Raw genomic sequence first — 19,793 nt, 5'->3', positions numbered from 1 at the left:
CGTGCGTCTGCGCACGATACGACAGCGCCTAGCCGCGGCCCCGCTCGCGCCCGCAGGCGTACGCGAGGGGCGAGATGAGCTCCTCCGCGTCGGGCAGCCAGCGGTTGGCGGCGGTGGGGCGGCAGGCCCACTGGGCCGCGCCCTGGCTGCCGAAGCGGGTGGGCGGCGCCGCCACGTACTCGCCCTCGCCGAGCGAGACCAGGTCGAGGGAGGCGGGGGGCCAGCCCAGTTTGCGGATGAGGTCGGGGACCTTGAGGGTGGCGCCGGGCAGCACGAAGAACTGCATGCGGCGGTCGGGGGTGCGGGTGACCGGGCCGAGCGTGAGTTCCATGCGTTCCATGCGGGCGAGTGCGAGGAATCCGGCGGTCTCCGGCACGTCGATGGCGTCGAACGTACGGCCCGTGGGCAGCAGGATCGCCGCCTTCGGGTGCTTGGACCACATGCGGCGGGCCACCGTCGCGCTGCCGGTCGCCTGCGACGCCCAGTCGGGGCGCGCGGGGTGGGAGCCGGGCGTGGCGCACCGGGCGTCGTCGCACGAGCAGCGCTGGACGCCGCCGTCGAACTCCAGCCAGGTGCCGGGGACCACGTCCCAGTGCCGCTCTTCCGCGTAGCGCACGGCCGTGTCGAGGAGGGAGTCGCCGCGCTGCTGGGGGATCTGTCCGGCAGCTGTGACGGGTGAGGTGACGTCCGATGTGCCTGCGATGGTCTCTTCCACGACGTTCTCAACTCCCGCCACCATCAGGGGTTACGGGCGCATACAAGGGTGGGACGGGAGCATCGTTCCGGCATGCGGGGCGCATGGATGCATGGGTGGGGGCGCGCATGCGAGGCGGCAGCGGGGGATGGGTAGTGCGGTGACTGTACGAGGGGGAGATCGCGGGAGGAGGCCACGCGTGGCGACGCCACGCCGGGCGGGCGCTTTGGTACCCGTTTGTGGTGCATCTTCCGTTTCTCCGCCGGGCAGTGATCCATCGACCGGCTGTCCATCGGCAGCCGGACACCGGGAGACGGGCACAGCAGGGGGTACGCCATGGCCGCACGGCCACTCGTCGCGCGACAGCCCAACGAACGGCTGCAGGCACTCATCCAGGAGGCGGCTTGCTCGAACGCGGGCCTGGCCCGCCGGGTCAACATGTGCGGAGCGGAGCACGGTCTCGACCTGCGCTACGACAAGACGTCGGTGGCGCGCTGGCTGCGCGGGCAGCAGCCGCGCGGCCGGGCGCCGGCGATCATCGCCGAGGCTCTCGGCCGCAAGCTCGGCCGCACCGTGACGATCGACGAGATCGGCATGGCCAACGGGAAGAACCTCGCGTCCGGTGTCGGCCTGCAGTTCTCGCCGACCGTGCTCGGCGCCATCGAGCAGGTGTGTGAGCTGTGGCGAAGTGACGTGGGGCGCAGGGACTTTCTGTCCGGGTCGTCGGTGGCGGCGTCCGCGCTCGTCGAACCGAGCCGCGACTGGCTGATCTCCGTGCCCGACGCGCAGGTCGCGCGGTCCGCGGGGCCGCGTGTCGGCCCCTCGGACGTGGCGGCGGTGCGGGCGATGACGCAGGCGCTGACCGATCTGGACCACCAGTACGGCAGCGGGCATGTGCGCCCGGTGGTGGTGCATTACCTGAACAGTGTGGTGAGCGGGCTGCTCGCCGGGTCGTACCGGGAGGCGGTGGGGCGTGAACTGTTCGCCGCCGTCGCCCGGTTGACGGAGCTGGCCGGATACATGGCGGTCGACACCGGGCAGCCGGGCCTGGCCCAGCGCTATTACATCCAGGCGCTCCGGCTGGCCCAGGCCGGCGGGGACCGCGGGTACGGCGGGTACGTACTGGCCGCGTCCATGAGTCACTTGGCGGCGCAGCTCGGCAATCCGCGCGAGATCGCGCAGCTCGCGCGCGCGGCGCAGGAGGGGACGCGCGGGCGTGTGACGCCGCGTGCGGAGGCGATGTTCCACGCCGCCGAGGCGCGCGGTCACGCGCTTCTCGGGGACGCCAGGTCCGCACAGGACGCCTCCGGCAAGGCGGTTGCCGCGCTGGAGCGGGCCGAGGGGCGGGCGGACTCCGGGGACGACCCGGTGTGGATCGGCCATTTCGATCACGCCTATCTCGCGGACGAACTCGCGCACTGCCACCGGGATCTGGGGCAGGCGCGGGATGCCGCGCGATGTGCGCAGGAGGCGCTCGACGGGCACCCGGAGTCGCGGGCCAGACGGCGTGCCATCGGGCTCGTCCTGCTGGCCACGGCGCAGGTGCAGCAGCGTGAGGTGGAGCAGGCCTGCCACACCGGTTACCGGGCGGTGGAGCTGCTCAACACCTTGCGTTCCAACCGGGGCGCGGAGTATCTGGAGGACTTCAGAGAACGGCTGGAACCGTTCCGGGAGGAGTCCGTGGTGCGGGAGTTCGGGGCGCGCGTGGAGCTTCAGGCGGCGTGATCCTGGGGCGGGGCGCGTAATCAGCGCCCGGCAGCCTTGTTTTGTTACTCCGGTCACGGGGGAGGCTTCCGGGTTTTGAGGTGCGTAGCACGGGCGTACGGGGACCCGGTAGCGTGAGCCGACGATTCCGAAGGTCCCCCATACGTAGGAGTCCCGGTGACCCAGCAGCGCGGACAGGGCGAAGATCCGCATCTCCCCGCGGCACGGCAGGCGCACGAAGGCGTCGTGCTGCCCGCGGACGGTGGAGAGCCCCTGTTGCCGGGCACGTTCGGCGACCAGGCAGGACCCGCGGGCGCCGCCCCGTGGGGCCGGCCGTGGGGGCCCGAGTCCCAGCAGGCACAGGCCGCCGGGCCGATGCCGACGTACGAGTGGGGGCAGCCGGCCGCGCAGCAGCAGGCGGGCAGCCCGCTGCCGCCGCAGATGCCGGCCCAGGCGCTGCCGCCGCAGCACGGTCCGGCGGCCCCGCTGCCGCCCGCCGCGCCCACCGGCTACGACGGCTCGCACGGCGGTGCCTACGGCGCCTCGTACGGCCAGTCCTTCGACGGCGACGCCACGCAGTACATCGCGCCGGTCGCGGAGCCGCCGCAGCACCAGAACCAGTACCAGCACCAGAACCAGCAGCCTCAGCAGTACGCGGCCGCTCCGCTGCCGCCCGAGGCTCCTGTCGCGGACGCCACCCAGTACCTGGGCCGCGCGGTCCAGCAGCCGATGCCGGGCGCGCTGCCCGACGCGGTGCCCGGGGGCCCGGACAGCGAGGCGACCCAGTACATACCGCCGGTGCCCGCACAGCCGTCGCAGCCGCAGGGCATGCCCTACGACATCCGCCCCGGCGCCCCGGGCGAGCGGCAGCCGCCGGCCGAGTTCGACGCCCTGTTCCGTACGGAGCCGGAGGGCGAGGCCGCGTCGACGCAGCAGATGCCGCGCTTCGACCCGCACGCCCAGCAGCACACCGCGCACCCGCAGCGCGCCGCGCACGCCCAGCAGGCCCCGGGCGGGCGCGGGCCCCAGGTACCGCCGCAGCAGCACTCGTACGAGCCGGAGCAGCCGCGCCGCAAGCCCCGCACCGGTTCGAAGGTGCCGCTGATCGCGGCGATCGGCGTCGGACTCCTCATCGTCGGTGTCGGCGCGGGCGCCCTGCTCAGCGGCGGTGACGACGACAGCAAGTCGGACGCGACCAAGACCGTCTCGGACTCCTCGCCCGCGGCCTCGGACCAGTCGTCGCCGGCCGCGGACCCGGCGAAGGCGCAGGCCGTCGCCCTGGACAAGCTGCTCGCCGACTCCAACAACAGCCGCGAGGCCGTTGTCGGGGCCGTCGCCAACATCGGTGGCTGCAAGGAGCTCGGCCCGGCCTCGCAGGCCCTGCGGGACGCCGCGACTCAGCGCAACAACCTGGTGACGCGCCTGAACGGCCTCGCCGTGGACCAGCTCCCCGGCAACGCCGAGCTGAAGGACGCGCTCACCCGGGCGTGGAAGGCGTCCGCGTCGGCGGACAGCCACTACGCGGCGTGGGGCGACCAGGCGGCGGGGAAGAAGGGGTGCCACAAGGGGCACGCCAAGGTGACGGGCCAGCGCCACGCGGGTGACTCGTCCAGCGCAACGGCCTCCACCCAGAAGACGAAGGCCGCCGGGCTGTGGAACCAGATCGCCTCGAAGTTCGGGCTGACCCAGCGGACGGCCGTACAGCTGTGAGGCTGTGGGCGGGCGCCCTGCTCAGGGCGCCTTCGCCAGCGTGTCCATCACGTCCACCAGGCCCTTGCGGGTCGCGACGAGACGGCCCTGGCGCACCTGCTGGAAGGCGACCCGGGAGTTGACCAGGCGGGGGAAGTCACCGGCCGCCGACATGTGGTCGTAGCCCCAGCGCAGCGGTGGTGTGAGCCCGCCCGTGGTGATCTTGACGCCCGTGTCGAGGGTGGTCTGCAGGGCGCGCGCGGTCACGTCGGCGTCGCCGAGCTTCTCGATGGTCTGCTTCAGGACGGTGTACGCGATCCAGGTGGTCTGCACGCCCGCGTCCGCCGGGTCGATCCGGTTGTCGCCGAAGGCCTGCTCGCCGATGGCCGCGCGCATCGGCTTCCAGCGCGCGTCGTCGGCCGCCGGGTACCAGCCGGTGACGTACGCGCCCTCGTACGGGCTGCTCGCGCCGCCGGTGCGGTTGATGACGGTCTGGTCGACGCTGCCGAGGACGGACGCCGTGCGTACCGCCGGATAGTCCGCGCGCAGCCGCCGGAACGAGTCGAAGAAGGTGTCCGTGCGGTCCCCGAGGACAGCCGCGACGCAGCCGCCTCCGGCGCTTCCCGCGCTCGCGGTGGCCAGTGCCCGGCGGGCCTGGCCGCCGTAGTCCGTGGCGTTCTCCGCGGCGCGCAGGTCGGTGGCGGCGGGGCGTTCGCGCAGGGCGAGGCCGGTGTTCAGCAGGGAGGGGAGTTCGTCACCGGCGATGGTGTCGGGGCGGATCAGGACGGTGCGTTCGCAGGCGTCGGCGAGTTGCTCGCCATTGCCCGCGAGGAGGGCGGCCTGGCCGCCGTTGACCGGGTAGGAGAGCGGGCTGGTGAACTCGGCGTCGCTCACGCCGTAGCCGCCTATGTAGGGGATGCCGGCGGACTCCAGCGGCGAGAGGAACGCGCGGCCGTGCTGGCTGTAGGAGCCGACGACGGCGACGGCGTGCTGGTCGACGGCGGAGCGGGCGCACTTCGCGGCCTCCACGCTGTCGTTGTGGTCGTTGCAGGTGAGGACCTTCAGTTGCCGGCCGCCGATGCCGCCGTGGGCGTTGACCCAGCGCGCGTACGCCTGGGCCATGGCCGGCATGCCGGGCATGTTCGTCGCGTCGGTCTTCTCCGGGGCCCAGGTCATCACGGTGACCGTCCGGTCCCCGGCGCCCCCGGTGGCCCCGGGGACCAGTCCGCAGCCGGTCACCAGGGCGGCGCCCGTGACGACGGCAGCGATACGGAGGGTGCTCTTGATGGTGGTGTGACGCCGACCGGTCATGGACCCGCACGATTCCGCCGCATCCCGAACCGCCGAGTGACCCGCGGTCAACGTGTGGTGACACGCAGGTGAATTACGGGGGGTGGTCGGGGCGTCGGCGGCCGGGACGTACGATCGATGACCGTGCAAAGCTCGGAGAACTCTTCCCGTCGCGGCCGTCGCTCCACAAAGATGGACGGCATGCCACTCAACGACATGCCGTGGTGGCGCTGGCGCAGCAATGTGCGCTCCGCGCTGCACATGCTCTCCGACCCGTCGTTCCAGCGAAACGTCTGGCTGGCCGGCGTGGACGGGTACGGCGACGTGACCGACGCCGTCTACCGTCTGGTCGAGGACACCTGGCTGGACAACTGGTCCGCCGAGAAATACGTCGGGACGATATTCAGGGACTCGCAGGAGGCCGCCCTGGTCGACACCGCCGTGCTGCGCGTCCTGCGGATCATGCACCAGGTCGGACCCGACGCGCCCGTCTCCGCCTATGTGGACGACCCGGGATGGCCGGAGGCCGTGCGGTCGGCCCGGGACGCGCACGTGCGGCTCGCCACGAGCGACGGAGACGACCCCGAGGCGCCGCCCCAGACCCTCGAAGTGCTGCGGATCATGACCCGGGCGGCGTGACACCGGCGGTCCGGTTCCCAAGACGGGGAAGCCCCCGGCGCCGCCGATGTGCGAACCTTTTCGCATGAACGCGTCCGCACCTGTCGCCACCGGCCCCGAGCAGTACGTCCTCACCCTCTCCTGCCCCGACAAGCAGGGCATCGTGCACGCCGTGTCGAGCTACCTCTTCATGACCGGCTGCAACATCGAGGACAGTCAGCAGTTCGGTGACCACGACACGGGACTGTTCTTCATGCGTGTCCACTTCAGCGCGGACGCCCCCGTCACCGCGGAGAAGCTGCGCGCCAGCTTCGCCGCGATCGGCGACTCGTTCCAGATGGACTGGCAGATCCACCGGGCCTCTGACCGGATGAAGGTCATCCTGATGGTCAGCAAGTTCGGCCACTGCCTGAACGATCTTCTCTTCCGCGCCCGGATCGGCGCGCTGCCCGTCGACGTCGCCGCCGTGGTCTCCAACCACACGGATTTCCGCGAGCTCGTCGGCTCGTACGACATCCCCTTCCATCACATCCCGGTCACCAAGGAGACCAAGGCGATGGCCGAGCAGCAGGTCATCGACCTGGTGCGGGACGAGGGGGTCGAGCTGGTCGTGCTCGCCCGGTACATGCAGGTCCTCTCGGACGACCTCTGCAAGCAGCTGAGCGGGCGCATCATCAACATCCACCACTCGTTCCTGCCGAGCTTCAAGGGCGCGAAGCCGTATCACCAGGCGCACGCCCGTGGCGTGAAGCTGATCGGGGCGACCGCGCACTACGTGACCGCCGACCTCGACGAGGGGCCGATCATCGAGCAGGAGGTCGAGCGGGTCGGGCACGGTGTCACGCCGGACCAGCTGGTCGCGATCGGCCGGGACGTGGAGTGCCAGGCGCTGGCGCGGGCCGTCAAGTGGCACGCGGAGCGGCGCATCTTGCTGAACGGGCGCCGGACGGTCGTGTTCGCGTAGTTCGCCGCGGGCCGGCGGGGCCCCTACATCCGACTCAGCGCCGCCGTCGCCGACAACACGTCCCTGATCGCGACCCGGTCGCCGACCTGCCCGGCGGCCGCCTCGTCCGGCGACACATGACCCGCGGCAAGGCGGCAGAACTCCACCCCGTCCAGGGCGACATGAGCGACCTGCCGCCCGGCGGAGCCGTCGGTGCCCCCGTCGAGCGCGATCAGCCATTCACCGCCTCCCGCGCCCTCGACCTCCAGACGCAGACTGCGCCCGGGCTCACCGGGGGGAGCCGTACCGCGGCGGGCGGCGAGCGAGCCGGGGAGCATCCGGGCGGCGAGGTCGATCATGCGGTTGAGGTGGCGCGGGGCCGGCGGTTCGTACGGGTAGTCCACCGCGTCGGCGATGTCCCCCGCGTGGATCCAGCACTCGAAGGCCCGGTCGATCATGGCGTCGCGCAGGGCCAGGTCGAAGTCGCCGTACGGGACCGGGAGCTGGCCCGAGCCGTCGGCGCCCGGCGCGCCCGATCCGGCGAAGGAGACCGTGCGGATCAGGGAGTGGGACTGGTCCCGCCAGGGCGCGCGCACGGCGCGGGTCGGCGGGTAGTGCGACGCCGTCCAGTACGCCTCGGTGCGGGCGGCGGGGCCGAGGCCGTCCGGGGCGGGGGTGCCGAGGGGGTCGTCGAGGCCGATGGCGCGGGCGATCAGACCGTCGACGCTGGTGAGGTGGGCGATGACTCCGGCGACGGTGGTCCTGCGGCTGACCTGCTCCTCCTGCTCGTACCAGCGCAGGCGCACCGGCGCGTGCCACTCGCCGTCGCCGATGTCCTGGAGCAGCGCGTCGAGGCGGGCGGTCTCGGCGTCGTACGGGGCGGCCCAGGCGGGGACGGGGATGCGCGCGGGGCGTCGGGTGAGGCAGCCCTCCAGGACGCGGGAGCGCAGCAGCGGGTCGAGGTCGAGGGACTCCTCGGCGTGCAGCAGGCCGACGGCGTCGCGCAGCCGCAGTGCTTCTTCGGCGCAGGTGCCGCAGTCGCCCAGATGGTCGTCGACGGCCGCGGCTTCTTCGGGCGAGCAGGCGGCGAGCGCCCAGGCGCCGAGCAGTGACTTGAGGACGCGGTGGTCCAGGACGAGGCGCTCGGGCGCGGGCAGGTCGGGGAGCGGGCGCCCGGTGTCCTCGACGGAGACGCGGGGTGTCGGTATACGGGGCGCGTCCGCGGGTCCGCCGGGGTGCTGTCCGCCGTCCGGATCGTCGTCGAAGGGGTCGAATCGTCCTGGCCCGTGTGCCCCGCTCACGCAGGCCTCCCGTACCGGCCGGGCGGTGTGCCGCTGTCGTGTGCCGTGGACAGCAGTTGCAGGCCGAGGCGGAGGCGGCGGCGCGCCTCGTCCTCGGTGACGCCGAGGTCGGCGGCGGTCTGGCGGTAGTCGCGGCGCTGGAAGTAGGCGAGCTCCAGGGCGGCCCGCAGCGGGGCGGGCATCGACGTCACGATGTAGTCGGCGCGGGCGGCGGCGGAGGCGCGGCGCACCTTGCGCTCCAGGTCCTCGGTGGTGCCGAGGCCGGTGCGTACGAGGGCGGCGGATTCGGTCTGGCGCAGCCGCTGGACGGCCTGGTGGTGGGCGAGCGTGGCGATGAAGGAGCGCAGGGGGCCCTGTTTGGGGTCGTAGGAGTCGGGGTTCTCCCAGATCCGGGCGAAGACCTCGCGGGTGATCTGGTCGGCGGCGTCCTCGTCGTCCAGGACGCGGTGGGCGAGACCGTGCACCAGGGAGGCGAACCGGTCGTACAGCTCGCCGAGCGCGGCGGCCTCGCCGTGCGCGAGGCGCTGCTGCATCCTCCGGTCCCAGCGGGACGGAGTGTCCTTGGGCATGGGGCCCCCTCACCGACCGCCCGTATTTCTGAACTGCGTTCTTACTACTCGAATGTAATGCTCGGTGCCGACAACGCACGACCCTTTGCCGCATTGTGCGTATCGGTGGGGCAGTGGGTGATAAAGAGCGGAAGGGCCGGGGCCGGTCCGGCCCCGGCCCTCCGACCGGAAGCTCCCGAATGTGACCGGCCAGGCCTTAACCAGGTCATATGTGATAGGCCTGCGGGGGTGTTTCAGCGCGTTGCCCCCGGGCAGCCGCGCAGTGCAAGCGTAGTGATGAATTCCGGATCGGTGAGTGAGAGGAGGCGCGGCGAGTGACGCTCAGGGTGACCGAAACAGGACGGGGCGACTGGGCCGTCGTGCGGGTATCGGGCGAGATGGACCTCGTGACTTCCCCGGCGCTGCGCCAGCAGGTCCACGAAGCGGTCGCCGACGGGCGCCGCAGTCTCGTGCTCGACCTCTCCGACGTGCTGTTCTGCGATTCCAGCGGCGTCGGGGTGCTGATAGCCGCGCGCCGTCTGATGCGCTCCTGCCAGGGACGGCTGCGGGTGATCCTGCCGGCCAAGGGCGCGGTCGACGGCTCGCACGTGAACCGGGTGCTCGGCGCCCTCGGCGTCCGCCGCCTCTTCGAGGTGTACCCGGACGTCGCGGCGGCGGTGGACGACGAGGCGGAGCCGATGTCGGCCTGAGGGGCGGCCGCCGGGCCACATCCATGTCCCGGAAATTCGCCGGTCCTGCCACAAACGTCGCACTTGTGGCCCTGGGTGCCGCCTGCCGACGTACGCTCCCAGATGTAGGACCCACCGATGCGAGAGGCGGCTCATCAGCATGGACGAGCGGAGGATCGCGGCCCGGTTCGCCGGCTTCGACCAGGACGGCAACGGATACATCGACCGCGAGGACTTCTACGTCGCGGCGAAGGCGCTGCTCGCCGAGTTCGGCACGACCGCCCGTTGCGACAAGGGGCAGGCGCTGTTCGCCGGGGCCGAGGCGTTCTGGCAGGGCATGGCCGGGATCGCGGACGTGGACGGGGACCAGCGGGTGACCCGGGGCGAGTTCGTGACCGGGGCCGTGAAGCGGCTGCGGGACAGCCCCGAGCGGTTCGCCGAGATCGCCCGGCCGTTCCTGCGCGCCGCGATCGCGGTGGCGGACCCGGAGGGCGCCGGGCTCGGCGCGGACGCGGCCGAGCGCGTGCTGAGAGTGCTGGGGGTCGAGGCCGAGGTCGCCTCGGAGGCGGCCGCGGCGCTGGACGCGGACGGGGACGGCCGGATCTCGGAGGAAGAGGTCGTCCAGGGCTTCGCGCGGTACTTCACCGTCCCGGACTGAGCCCTCCGGGCAGGCTCACCCCCCGTCCGCGTACCGCTCGCGCAGCTTGTACTTGAGGACTTTGCGGAGCGTCTCGTTGCGGGGGAGGGCGTCCAGGACCTCCAGTCGCTCGGGCAGCTTGAACGTGGACAGGCCCTGTTCCCGCAGGTACGCCGTGGCCGCGTCCAGGGTCAACGGCTCGGCTCCCGGCCGGAGTTCGAGGACCGCGCAGACCCGCTCCCCGCGCTCCGCGTCGGGCAGGCCGATCACCGCCGCGTCCTGGACCGCGGGGTGCCGGTGCAGCAGGTCCTCGATCTCCTTGGCCGAGATGTTCTCGCCCTTGCGGATGATGATGTCCTTGGCCCGGCCGGTGAGGACCAGGTGCCCGCTGGGCAGTACGTGGCCGAGGTCGCCCGTGATCAGGAAGCCGTCCGCGTCGAAGGCGTCCGCGCTCTGGCGCGGGTCCAGATAGCCCTGGCAGACCGCCTCCCCGCGCAGCCGCACCGCGCCGTCGGTCCCGGCGGGGAGCCGCTCGCCGCTCCCGTCCGGATCGACGATGCGGATCTCCATGCCCTCGGGCGGGCGGCCCTCCGCGGTCGCCAGGTGGTGCGCCGTGTCGTCCGGCGCCCCCATCGTGATCATCGGCACCTCGGTCATGCCGTACCCGTGCGTGAGCTGGACGCCCATCTCGCGCACCACCGAGTGGTAGATCTCGGGCGGCTTCGGCGCGCCGCCGCCTGCCAGCAGGCGCAGCGTCGGGATCAACTTCCGCTCGGGGTCCTTGCGTTGCTCGGTGAGGAACATCGAGTAGAACGCCGTCGACCCGCCGGCCACCGTGACCCCGTGCCGCCGGTACTCGTCCAGCGCGTCCGGCAGGGCGAACTGCTCGAACATCACCGCCGGGAACCCGTACAGGAGCAGCATCACCGTGTAGTCCGGGCCCGCTATGTGCGCGTACGGGAAGGCCATGGAGCCGACGTCCGAGGCGGACAGGTGCAGCGCGTGCGCCAGGCAGGAGCCGCCCGCGATGAGCGAACGGTCGGTGTGCAGCACGCCCTTGGGGTCGGAGGTCGTCCCGGAGGTCCAGTAGATCCAGCGGACCGCCGTGCCGTCGGCGGGCGGTGGCGGCAGCGCGGCCGGATCGGCCTCCGGCAGGTTCTCGTACGCCTCGAAGACGCCGCGCGCGCCGAGCCGGCGGGCCATCCCCGTGTGGTCGAAGCCGCGCCACACCCCGGGGGTCGCGAAGAAGTCGGCCTTGGACTCCCTTAGCGCGAAGCCGACTTCACGATCCCGGTAGAACGGGATGACGGGGGTCTGGACGGCGCCGATCCGGGCCAGGGCGAAGGTGAGCAGGGCTGTCTCGATGCGGGTGGGCAGTTGCCAGGCGACCACGGTGCCCGGGTGGACGCCCCGCTCGTACAGGGCCGCCGCGACGCGCTCGGCGCGGTCCCGCAACGCGCCGAAGGTGAGCGCCCGGGCGCCCTGCAGCAGGACCGGACGGTCGGGGGTGAGCGCGGCCCGTCGCTCCACCAGTTCCCAGAGTGTGCGGGACGCGCCCAGGGCGTGTGCGGTGCTCCGCGTCATTGCCGTGACCTCCAACGAGTGCGCGAGTGACTTCACGACCGCCACAACTGACGGCACGTCAGATTCTGAGGAGAGGGTAAGTCCGTGCTTCTTGTCGGTCCAGAGGCGCGGGACTAGCCTTCATCTGACGGGTCATCAGATGTGGCGGAGGGGCGGGTACGCGGATGGACCTCACGTACACCGAGGAGGAAGAGGAGTTCCGGACGCGGCTGCGGGAGTGGCTCGCGAACGTGCTCCCCACGCTGCCCGCGAAGCCGTCGCCCGACGACTGGCCGGGCCGGCGCGCCTACGACACGGCCTGGCAGCGCAGGCTCTACGACGCCGGGTACGGGGACGTCCACTGGGACGCCTCGCCGACCACCCGGCTGCTCTTCCTGGAGGAGACGGAGAAGGCGGGCGCGCCGTACGTGGGCGCGAACTTCGTCGGCCTGCTGCACGCCGGACCGACCGTCGCGGCCGAAGGCAGCGAGCGGCAGCGAGCCCGCTGGCTGGCGGCCATCCTGCGCGGCGACGAGGTGTGGTGCCAGGGGTTCAGCGAGCCGGACGCGGGCTCCGATCTCGCGGCTCTGCGCACCCGTGCGGTACGCGACGGCGACACGTACGTGATCAACGGCTCGAAGATCTGGACCTCGCACGCCGAGGTCGCCGACTGGTGCGAGCTGCTCGTGCGGACCGACCCCGACGCGCCCAGGCACCGCGGCATCTCATGGCTGGCCATGCCGATGGACACGCCGGGGATCACCGTGCGCCCGCTGCGCACGCTCGCCGGGTCCACGGAGTTCGCGGAGATGTTCCTCGACGATGTACGCGTGCCGGTCGCCAACCGGGTCGGCGACGAGAACGACGGCTGGCGCGTCACGATGGTGACGCTGTCCTTCGAGCGCGGGACCGCCTTCGTCGGCGAGGTCGTCGCCTGCCGGCGGGTCCTCGGCGAGCTGGCGGCGCACGCGCGCAAGAGCGGACGTTGGGACGACGCCGTACTGCGCCGCGAACTCGCGTTGCTGTCCGCCGAGTTCAGTGCCCTGTGGCGGCTCACGCAGTGGAACGTGAGCGAGGCGCAGTCGAGCGGCGGGGTGCCCGGCGTGGGCGGATCGGTCTTCAAGCTGCGGTACTCGCACGCACGGCAGCGGCTCTATGACGCCGCGGCCCGGGTCCTCGGACCCGCCGGGGCGCTGGACGCCGGCCAGGAGTGGACGCTCGACCGGCTGTCGTCGCTGTCGTACACGATCGCGGCCGGTACGTCCCAGATCCAGCGCAACATCGTCGCCGAGCGCATTCTCGGACTGCCCAGAGGGCCGCGGGGAGGCCGCTGACATGCACTTCCAACTGACGCCGGAACAACGGGCATTGCGGGGCGGGACCCGGGAGCTGCTCGCCGGGCGGTTCGGCCGGGACGCGCTGCGCGGCGCGGTGGGGCGGCCCGCGCTCGACCGGGCGCTGTGGCGGGAGCTCGGGGCGGCGGGCCTCTTCTCGCTGTGCCTGCCGGAAGCGGCGGGCGGTACCGGGCTCGGTCTGCCGGAGGCCGTCGTGATGTTCGAGGAGTGCGGGCGGGCGCTGCTGCCGGGGCCCCTGGTGGCGACGTTCCTCGCGGCCGGGGACGTGCCCGGCGCGGCATCCGGCGACGTGGTCGTGACCCGCCCGTTCGGTGCGCTCGTGCCCTGGCTGGACGCGGCCGACGTGGTGCGCGGGGAGACCCGGGGCGCCGAGCCGCTCGCGTCGGTCGACCCCCTCACCCCGCTGCACAAGGTGCCCGGTGACGAGGCGGCGCCCCCGGCCGAGGCCACCCTCCTGTACGCCGCGGAACAGCTCGGCTCGGCCGGTCGCACCCTGGAGGCGGCGGTCCAACACGCCCGGGAACGCGAGCAGTTCGGGCAGCCCGTCGGAGCGTTCCAGGCCGTCAAGCACCTGTGTGCCGAGATGCTCGTACGGGTAGAGGTGGCCCGCGCCGCCGTCTACGCGGCTGCCGTCACCCGGGACCCGGTCGAGATCGCCGCGGCCGAACTGCTCGCCGACGAGGCCGCCGTCCAGGGAGCCCGCGACTGCCTCCAGGTGCACGGTGGCATGGGGTTCACGTGGGAGGCCGACGTCCATCTGCATCTGAAGCGGGCCTGGGTGCGGGCCGAGTTGGGCGGCAGCGCGCGGGCCGCCGAGGAAGCGCTCGCCGCCGCCCTGTGAGGGCCCGGCCGATGCCATGAGGGACGGAGCCCCGGAAGGGTGCCCGCAAGGGTGCACGGACAGTGACCGTACGTCGATACCGGGTTGTGTCCTTCGGGAGGGTCGTCACGGCGTGGAGTCGGGGTTCGGCTCCGGTACCTTGTGGCAGATGCGAGTGGTGCTGAACCCGAGCGAAGGTGCCGGGGTTGCCTCCGAGGCGGCCTCCGGACCGGGGATGTGCGCCGCTCGCAGTGCAGGGCGGAGCGTCACGCCCGCCTGTTCGACCCCCCGCGAGACGCGTCGCACAGTATGCCGTACGCGTACTCCTTCGCGCTGGAATATGCCCGAAGCGCTTGTTGGGGTGACTGTACGTCAACCATGCTGTGCAGCAACGGGATCACGGACTGTGATCCATGGCAGTGTCCAGGATGGTCAGTGGCGCGAGGCGACGTGTCCGCCGGTTCGGATGGTGTGAGCGGTGCAGGTGCTTCAGGTTCAGTTGGAGGTCGGGGCCGACCCCGCAGAGGTGGGGCGGGCCCGGAGGTGGGTGCGCTCGCGCCTCGCCGGTTCGGGGATACAGGCCGACGAGCCGCTCGCCGAGACGCTGATCCTGCTCGTCTCCGAACTGGTCACCAACGCGGTGGTGCACACCGGGCATCCGGCGGTGCTCCGCATGGTGCTGCCCGGGATCCAGGAGCAGTGTCCGGGCACGGTGCGGGTGGAGGTGGCCGACTCCAGCGACCGCCCGCCGGCTCCCCGGCACGCGGCCGGCGAGGAGACGAACGGACGCGGTCTGGAACTCGTCGACGGGCTCGCCGACCGCTGGGGCTGGCGGCCCGAGGGGGCGGGCAAGGCGATCTGGTGCGAGATCGACCGCTGCGCCGCGTCCGCCGTCAGGGGGCTCCCTGTGTATGACGGAGTGGTTGTCGAGGCGGTGTGATGCCGAGGGGGCCCAGGTGCGAACGCGCCGGGTCCGCCCCCGCCCCATGCTTCCGTGCGCGCCCCGAACAATAGACGCATTAAAGGCAAATACCCGGACGGCTGTTGACGTGGAGTGTCCGTTTGATCACGCTTATGGTCAGCGATTCGCTGTGAGGGGACGTCGAGGGCCCTTGTGACGGGGGCCCTCGGCGAAAATCCGGATCGTCGCCTCGGGGGTGCCGGGTTCGTTGCCGGGTGCGGGTCGTGGCCGCTCCCGGCGCGGCCCTCGCGCCCCTTGAGGCTTCGCCCCTTCCCCGGCCTTCCCCGACTCTTACCTGACCCTTCCCCGGAGTTCAGAGCACCGCGACCGGTGCGACCGGGGTGCCCGTCGCCCCCTTGAAGGGCTCGGGCATCGCCGAGAGCAGGAACGCGTAGCGGCTTTCTTCTCCACAGGCTGTGGACAAACTTTCCAGATTCCAGTTCTGGCCCTGCAGCATGCCCATCTCCACGAGGTCGAGCGCGTGCACCGGGAGCCACAGGTTCTCGATCTCCGGCGGGAAGATCTCGAAGGTCAGGGTGTCGTTCGCGACCGCCGCCACGTCATGGGCGTGGAACCACTCCGGGGTCCGCACCGACAGGCCCGGCGACGGATAGCCGTAACCGTGCTTGTCGCCGGTCAGATACACCTGCACCTGGCCCGTACGGACCAGCACGATGTCGCCCGCGCGCACCGTGACACGGCCGAACTCCGCGGCCTCGTCCAGGTCTTCGGGCGTCACGGCGTGGTCGCCGGGCAGCCGGTCGAGCCCCTTCGCCGCCGCCACGTCGAGCAGGACGCCGCGCGAGACGATGTACGGGGCCTTGTCGATGCCGCTGAACTCCGAGCCGCCGTGCGCCGTGATGGTGTCCGCGGGGCGGCCGTTGTAGAGCCGGCCCGAGTGCGAGACGTGGGTGAGCGCGTCCCAGTGGGTGGCTGCCTGCAGCCCCATCGTCACCGCGTCGTCGCTGGTGGCGACCGTGCCCGGGCCGAAGATCTGCTGGTTGATCTGGACCATGGTGTGGAACGGGTTGACGCGGCCGGGGATCAGGCCCGACTGCACGCCGTCCTCCTTGAGCGGCAGCGCGAGGGGCACGCGACGGCCCGTACGAACTTCGGAGGCCGCCTCGCGGACCACCTCGTCCGTGACCAGGTTCAGGGTGCCGATCTCGTCGGCCGCACCCCAACGCCCCCAGTTGTTCACGCGTTTGGCGATGTCGTGGAACTCGGCGGGCAGCGGCATCGGGGCCTCCCGGGTCTTGTGTTCCGGTATCTGACGGGTCGTAGAATCCGAACCTGAGCGAAATCTAACGGGTCGTCAGAAACTGCGGGAAGGGGCCGGGCGTGGGGAACTTCTTGGCTGGCAAGGTCGTCGCCGTGACGGGGGCGGGGCGCGGCATCGGGCGCGCGGTGGCGCTGGCGTGCGCCGCCGAGGGCGCGAAGGTCGTCGTCAACGACTACGGGGTGTCCATGGAGGGATCCGAGCCCACGTCCGAGGTCGCGCTGGGGGTGGTGAAGGAGATCGAGGCCGCGGGGGGCACCGCCGTGGCGGTGGCCGACGACGTGTCGACCATGGCCGGCGGGCAGCGGATCGTGGATACGGCCGTGGAGGAGTTCGGGCGGCTCGACGGGGTGGTGTGCGTCGCCGGGATCCTGCGCGAGCGGATGCTCTTCAACATGTCCGAGGAGGAGTGGGATCCGGTCGTCGCGACGCATCTGAAGGGGACGTTCACCGTTTTCCGGGCGGCCTCCGCCGTCATGCGCAAGCAGGGTGCGGGGACCCTTGTCGGATTCACGAGCGGCAACCATCAGGGGTCCGTCGCCCAGGCCAACTACAGCGCCGCCAAGGGCGGGATCATCTCGCTGGTGCGCAGCGCCGCCCTGGGGCTGCACAAGTACGGGGTGACCGCGAACGCCGTGGCGCCCGTCGCCCGTACCCGGATGTCGGCGAACGTGCCGATGGAGCTCAAGGAGATCGGGGAGCCGGAGGACGTCGCGGCCCTCGTCGTCTACCTGCTGAGCGAGCGGGCCCGCGCCGAGAAGATCACCGGGCAGGTGTACACCGTGGCCGGGCCGAAGATCGCCGTGTGGGCGCAGCCGCGGGAGTTGCGGGCCGGGTACGCGGCGGACGGGCCGTGGACGCCCGAGCGGATCGCCGACTTCCTGCCCGGGACGGTCGGTGTCGATCCGATGCCGATGCTTGCGGTGCTGGAGGAGATGGCGCGGGCCGCTGCCGCCAAGGAACGGCCCAATCAGTGAACCGTTGCCGGTGCATTCCCAAGTGGGCGGTGGTGGCGTGGAGTTCGGGTTCGGAGCTGAGGACGCGGCGTTTCGGCTGGAGGCCAGGGCGTGGTTGGAGGAGCGACTGATCGGTGGGCGGTTCTCCGGTGTTGCCGGGCGGGGCGGGCCCGGTAGTGAGCACGTCGCGGCGGGTGAACGGCGGGCCTGGGAAGCCGAGTTGGGGCGCGGCGGGTGGATCGGGATCGGGTGGGGTGACGGCTCCTACGGGAATCGTGTCGCCGGCCTGACGCAGCAGGTCGTGTGGGCCGAGGAGTACGCGCGGGTCCGCGCCCCGGGGCGGTACGGGCACATCGGCGAGAACCTGCTCGCCCCGACGCTGCTCGCGTACGGGAGCGAGGAGCAGCGGCGGCGCTTCCTGCCGCCCATCGCGCGCGGGGAGGAACTGTGGTGCCAGGGGTACAGCGAACCCGGCGCCGGGTCGGATCTCGCCTCGCTGCGGACCGCCGCCGAGCGGGGCGCGGACGGGCGGTGGCGGGTCACCGGGCAGAAGGTGTGGACCTCGCTGGCCCATGAGGCCGACTGGTGCTTCGTGCTCGCGCGGACGGAAGCGGGGTCGCGGCGGCATCGGGGGCTGTCGTTCCTGCTGGTGCCGATGGATCAGCCGGGGCGTATCGACGTACGGCCGATCCGGCAGCTGACCGGGACGAGCGAGTTCAACGAGGTGTTCTTCGAAGGGGCCCTCGCGGCCGATGTCGTGGGGGAGGCGGGGGGCGGGTGGACGGTCGCCATGGGACTCCTCGGGTTTGAGCGGGGGGTCTCCACCCTGGCCCAACAGGTCGGGTTCGAGGAGGAGTTGCGGGGTGTGGTGGCGGGTGCCGTGGAGTCCGGCGCGGTGGCTGATCCGGTGATCGCCGGGGATCTCGTACGGATGTGGGGCGAGCTGCGGGTCATGCGGTGGAACGCCCTGCGGACCTTGGGGGGCGCGCCGGACGCCGTGGGGGGCGGGGCGCCCAGCGTCGCCAAGCTGTTGTGGGGCGGGTGGCATCAGCGGCTCGGGGAGCTTGCTCTGCGGGTGCGGGGGGCGGGCGGGGCCGTGGGGCCCCGGGACTGGTCGGCCGCGGCCCCGTACGAGCTTGATCAGCAGCAGCGGTTGTTCCTGTTCAGCCGGGCCGACACCGTTTATGGCGGGTCGGACGAGATTCAGCGGAACATCATCGCCGAGCGCGTGCTCGGCCTGCCCAGGGAGGCGTAGGTCATGAGTGGGTTGAATCGCGGTGCGGGTGCGGGTGCGGGTGCGGGGCGGGGTCGTATGCGGGGTGTTTTGTTTGACGGGCGGCAGGTTGTTGTTGTGGATGACCTGGAAGTGCGGGAGCCCGGGGCCGGAGAAGTGCTTGTCGCCGTTGCCGCCGCCGGGTTGTGCCACTCCGATCTGTCGGTGATCGACGGGACCATTCCGTTTCCTCGGCCCGTCGTGCTCGGGCACGAAGGGGCCGGTGTGGTGGAGGCCGTGGGCGCCGGGGTGACGCATGTCGTCGCCGGGGATCACGTGTCGCTGTCCACGCTGGCCAACTGCGGGACCTGCGCCGAGTGCGACCGGGGGCGGCCGACCATGTGCCGCAACGCGATCGGGCGGCCGGGGCAGCCGTTCTCGCGGGGCGGTGAGCCGGTCTATCAGTTCGCCTCGAACTCCGCCTTCGCCGAGCGGACCGTGGTGAAGGCCGTGCAGGCCGTGAAGATCCCCAAGGAGATTCCGCTGACGTCGGCGGCGTTGATCGGGTGCGGGGTGCTGACCGGGGTCGGGGCCGTGCTGAACCGGGCCCGGGTCGACCGGGGGGACTCCGTGGTGGTCATCGGGGCGGGGGGTGTGGGGCTGAACGTGCTTCAAGGGGCCCGGATCGCCGGGGCGTCGCGGATCGTTGCCGTCGATTCCAACCCGGGGAAGGAGGGGGTTGCGCGGCAGTTCGGGGCGACCGAGTTCCTGACGGATGTGGCGGATGTGCGGGGGGTTCTGCCGGACGGGGCCGATCACGTCTTCGAGTGCGTGGGGCGGGTGGGGCTGGTGCGGGCCGCGATCGAGTTGCTGGACCGGCATGGGCAGGCGGTGTTGCTCGGAATGCCGGCGGCTGATGCGGAGGCGTCTTTTGTGCCGGCCGCGTTGTTCCTGGACAAGTCCGTGCTCGGGTGTCGGTACGGGTCGTCTCGGCCGCAGCGGGATATTCGGCTGTACGCGGATCTTTATGGGGAAGGGCGGTTGTTGCTGGATGAGTTGGTGACACGGACTTATCCGGTGGAGGAGTTCGGGGAGGCGGTCGCGGACGCGGAGGCCGGGCGGGTCGCCCGGGGGGTTCTGACGTTCTAGAACCTGTCGCCAGGAGTGGAGGGTGGCCGTCTGGTGCTTCGCCGGCGGCTTTCCGTCTCGTTCCGGCAGGTGTCGGGGTGGGTCCGGGGCCGCCCGGGGTATGTCCGTGCTCGCCATCTTGATGGCATCGCCCACTCCTTCGGCCGCCGCTACCGCGTGGTCTGTGCTGCGCGCGCACATACCCCGACCGTCCCCTCCCGTCTCGTACGTGGCCTGAGGGCCGGTGGGGTGCTCGGATCGCCGCCCACTCCGGCCGCCCTCGTCTGTCTCGCGAGCGACTGAGCGCCGGTGATTCAGCGCCTCCAGCGGCGATGGGGGTCTCGTTGGTGGCTGAGTGCCGGTTCCTTCGGGCTCTTCTGGTGATGGAGGTCTCGTGGGTGGCTG

Annotated in this window: 18 protein-coding genes; 12 read left to right on the top strand and 6 right to left on the bottom strand. The window is 71.9% G+C overall.

The features are described from left to right. Positions 1–28: 28 nt before the first annotated feature. The gene (locus AB0J02_RS08545; RefSeq protein ID WP_363192826.1) at positions 29–715 is read right to left on the bottom strand and encodes a bifunctional DNA primase/polymerase; all 687 of its coding nucleotides are present in this window, start codon (positions 713–715) and stop codon (positions 29–31) included. Positions 716–1,030: 315 nt separating this feature from the next. On the opposite strand from AB0J02_RS08545, the gene AB0J02_RS08540 reads away from it, so the two are divergent. Beyond that, entirely contained in the window at positions 1,031–2,419 is a 1,389-nt protein-coding gene (locus AB0J02_RS08540; protein ID WP_363192825.1) for a transcriptional regulator, read from the top strand. A 156-nt stretch (positions 2,420–2,575) separates the two neighbouring features. Continuing rightward, a complete protein-coding gene (locus AB0J02_RS08535; RefSeq protein WP_363192824.1) occupies positions 2,576–4,108 on the top strand; it encodes a hypothetical protein in 1,533 nt (510 codons plus the stop codon). A 21-nt stretch (positions 4,109–4,129) separates the two neighbouring features. Here AB0J02_RS08535 and AB0J02_RS08530 read toward each other — a convergent pair whose 3' ends face one another. Then, positions 4,130–5,398 carry an ABC transporter substrate-binding protein gene (locus tag AB0J02_RS08530; RefSeq protein ID WP_363192823.1) on the bottom strand — a complete coding sequence of 423 codons (1,269 nt, stop codon included), beginning with the start codon at positions 5,396–5,398 and terminating at the stop codon, positions 4,130–4,132. A gap of 117 nt (positions 5,399–5,515) precedes the next feature. On the opposite strand from AB0J02_RS08530, the gene AB0J02_RS08525 reads away from it, so the two are divergent. Then, positions 5,516–6,016: a hypothetical protein gene (locus AB0J02_RS08525; protein ID WP_363192822.1), complete on the top strand. Its 501-nt coding sequence runs from the start codon at positions 5,516–5,518 to the stop codon at positions 6,014–6,016. Positions 6,017–6,080: 64 nt separating this feature from the next. Further along, positions 6,081–6,959, top strand: coding sequence for a formyltetrahydrofolate deformylase (gene purU / locus AB0J02_RS08520; RefSeq protein ID WP_363192821.1), 879 nt, complete (start codon positions 6,081–6,083; stop codon positions 6,957–6,959). A gap of 23 nt (positions 6,960–6,982) precedes the next feature. On the opposite strand, the gene AB0J02_RS08515 is transcribed toward purU, so the two are convergent. Both AB0J02_RS08515 and AB0J02_RS08510 read right to left on the bottom strand, forming a co-directional pair. Next, positions 6,983–8,239 (bottom strand): MDMPI N domain containing protein, encoded by a 1,257-nt coding sequence (locus AB0J02_RS08515; RefSeq protein ID WP_363192820.1) that lies wholly within the window; start codon positions 8,237–8,239, stop codon positions 6,983–6,985. Further along, on the bottom strand, positions 8,236–8,808 hold the full coding sequence (locus tag AB0J02_RS08510; RefSeq protein ID WP_363192819.1) for a sigma-70 family RNA polymerase sigma factor: 573 nt from the start codon (positions 8,806–8,808) through the stop codon (positions 8,236–8,238). Before AB0J02_RS08510 ends, AB0J02_RS08515 begins: the two co-directional genes overlap by 4 nt. Positions 8,809–9,122: 314 nt before the next feature. Here AB0J02_RS08510 and AB0J02_RS08505 point away from each other — a divergent pair, with 314 nt between their 5' ends. Continuing rightward, positions 9,123–9,497, top strand: coding sequence for an STAS domain-containing protein (locus tag AB0J02_RS08505; protein ID WP_363192818.1), 375 nt, complete (start codon positions 9,123–9,125; stop codon positions 9,495–9,497). 139 nt (positions 9,498–9,636) lie between these two features. After that, positions 9,637–10,134, top strand: a complete 498-nt coding sequence (locus AB0J02_RS08500) for an EF-hand domain-containing protein (protein ID WP_363192817.1) — start codon at positions 9,637–9,639, stop codon at positions 10,132–10,134. Positions 10,135–10,149: 15 nt separating this feature from the next. On the opposite strand, the gene AB0J02_RS08495 is transcribed toward AB0J02_RS08500, so the two are convergent. Then, positions 10,150–11,697, bottom strand: coding sequence for an AMP-binding protein (locus AB0J02_RS08495; RefSeq protein ID WP_363192816.1), 1,548 nt, complete (start codon positions 11,695–11,697; stop codon positions 10,150–10,152). A 164-nt stretch (positions 11,698–11,861) separates the two neighbouring features. Between AB0J02_RS08495 and AB0J02_RS08490 the strand changes: the two genes are divergently transcribed. The 3 genes from AB0J02_RS08490 to AB0J02_RS08480 all read left to right on the top strand — a co-directional run bounded on the left by AB0J02_RS08490 (position 11,862) and on the right by AB0J02_RS08480 (position 14,791). After that, complete coding sequence (locus tag AB0J02_RS08490) at positions 11,862–13,010, top strand: acyl-CoA dehydrogenase family protein (protein ID WP_363192815.1); 1,149 nt, start codon at positions 11,862–11,864, stop codon at positions 13,008–13,010. A gap of 1 nt (position 13,011) precedes the next feature. Next, entirely contained in the window at positions 13,012–13,872 is an 861-nt protein-coding gene (locus tag AB0J02_RS08485) for an acyl-CoA dehydrogenase family protein (protein WP_363192814.1), read from the top strand. A gap of 457 nt (positions 13,873–14,329) precedes the next feature. Further along, entirely contained in the window at positions 14,330–14,791 is a 462-nt protein-coding gene (locus tag AB0J02_RS08480) for an ATP-binding protein (RefSeq protein WP_363192813.1), read from the top strand. Positions 14,792–15,125: 334 nt separating this feature from the next. On the opposite strand, the gene AB0J02_RS08475 is transcribed toward AB0J02_RS08480, so the two are convergent. Further along, complete coding sequence (locus tag AB0J02_RS08475; RefSeq protein ID WP_363192812.1) at positions 15,126–16,052, bottom strand: cyclase family protein; 927 nt, start codon at positions 16,050–16,052, stop codon at positions 15,126–15,128. 101 nt (positions 16,053–16,153) lie between these two features. Between AB0J02_RS08475 and AB0J02_RS08470 the strand changes: the two genes are divergently transcribed. Genes AB0J02_RS08470 through AB0J02_RS08460 form a run of 3 tightly spaced genes read left to right on the top strand, consistent with a single transcriptional unit; the run spans position 16,154 to position 19,409 of the window. Continuing rightward, positions 16,154–17,068, top strand: a complete 915-nt coding sequence (locus AB0J02_RS08470) for an SDR family oxidoreductase (RefSeq protein WP_363192811.1) — start codon at positions 16,154–16,156, stop codon at positions 17,066–17,068. 37 nt (positions 17,069–17,105) lie between these two features. After that, positions 17,106–18,302, top strand: coding sequence for an acyl-CoA dehydrogenase family protein (locus tag AB0J02_RS08465; RefSeq protein ID WP_363192810.1), 1,197 nt, complete (start codon positions 17,106–17,108; stop codon positions 18,300–18,302). 57 nt (positions 18,303–18,359) lie between these two features. Beyond that, positions 18,360–19,409, top strand: coding sequence for an alcohol dehydrogenase catalytic domain-containing protein (locus tag AB0J02_RS08460; protein WP_363193038.1), 1,050 nt, complete (start codon positions 18,360–18,362; stop codon positions 19,407–19,409). The last annotated feature ends 384 nt before the right edge of the window (positions 19,410–19,793 follow it).

The organism is Streptomyces sp. NPDC050264 (assembly GCF_040655895.1).
Lineage (GTDB): Bacteria > Actinomycetota > Actinomycetes > Streptomycetales > Streptomycetaceae > Streptomyces.
This window is presented reverse-complemented; position numbering and strand designations above follow the sequence as displayed.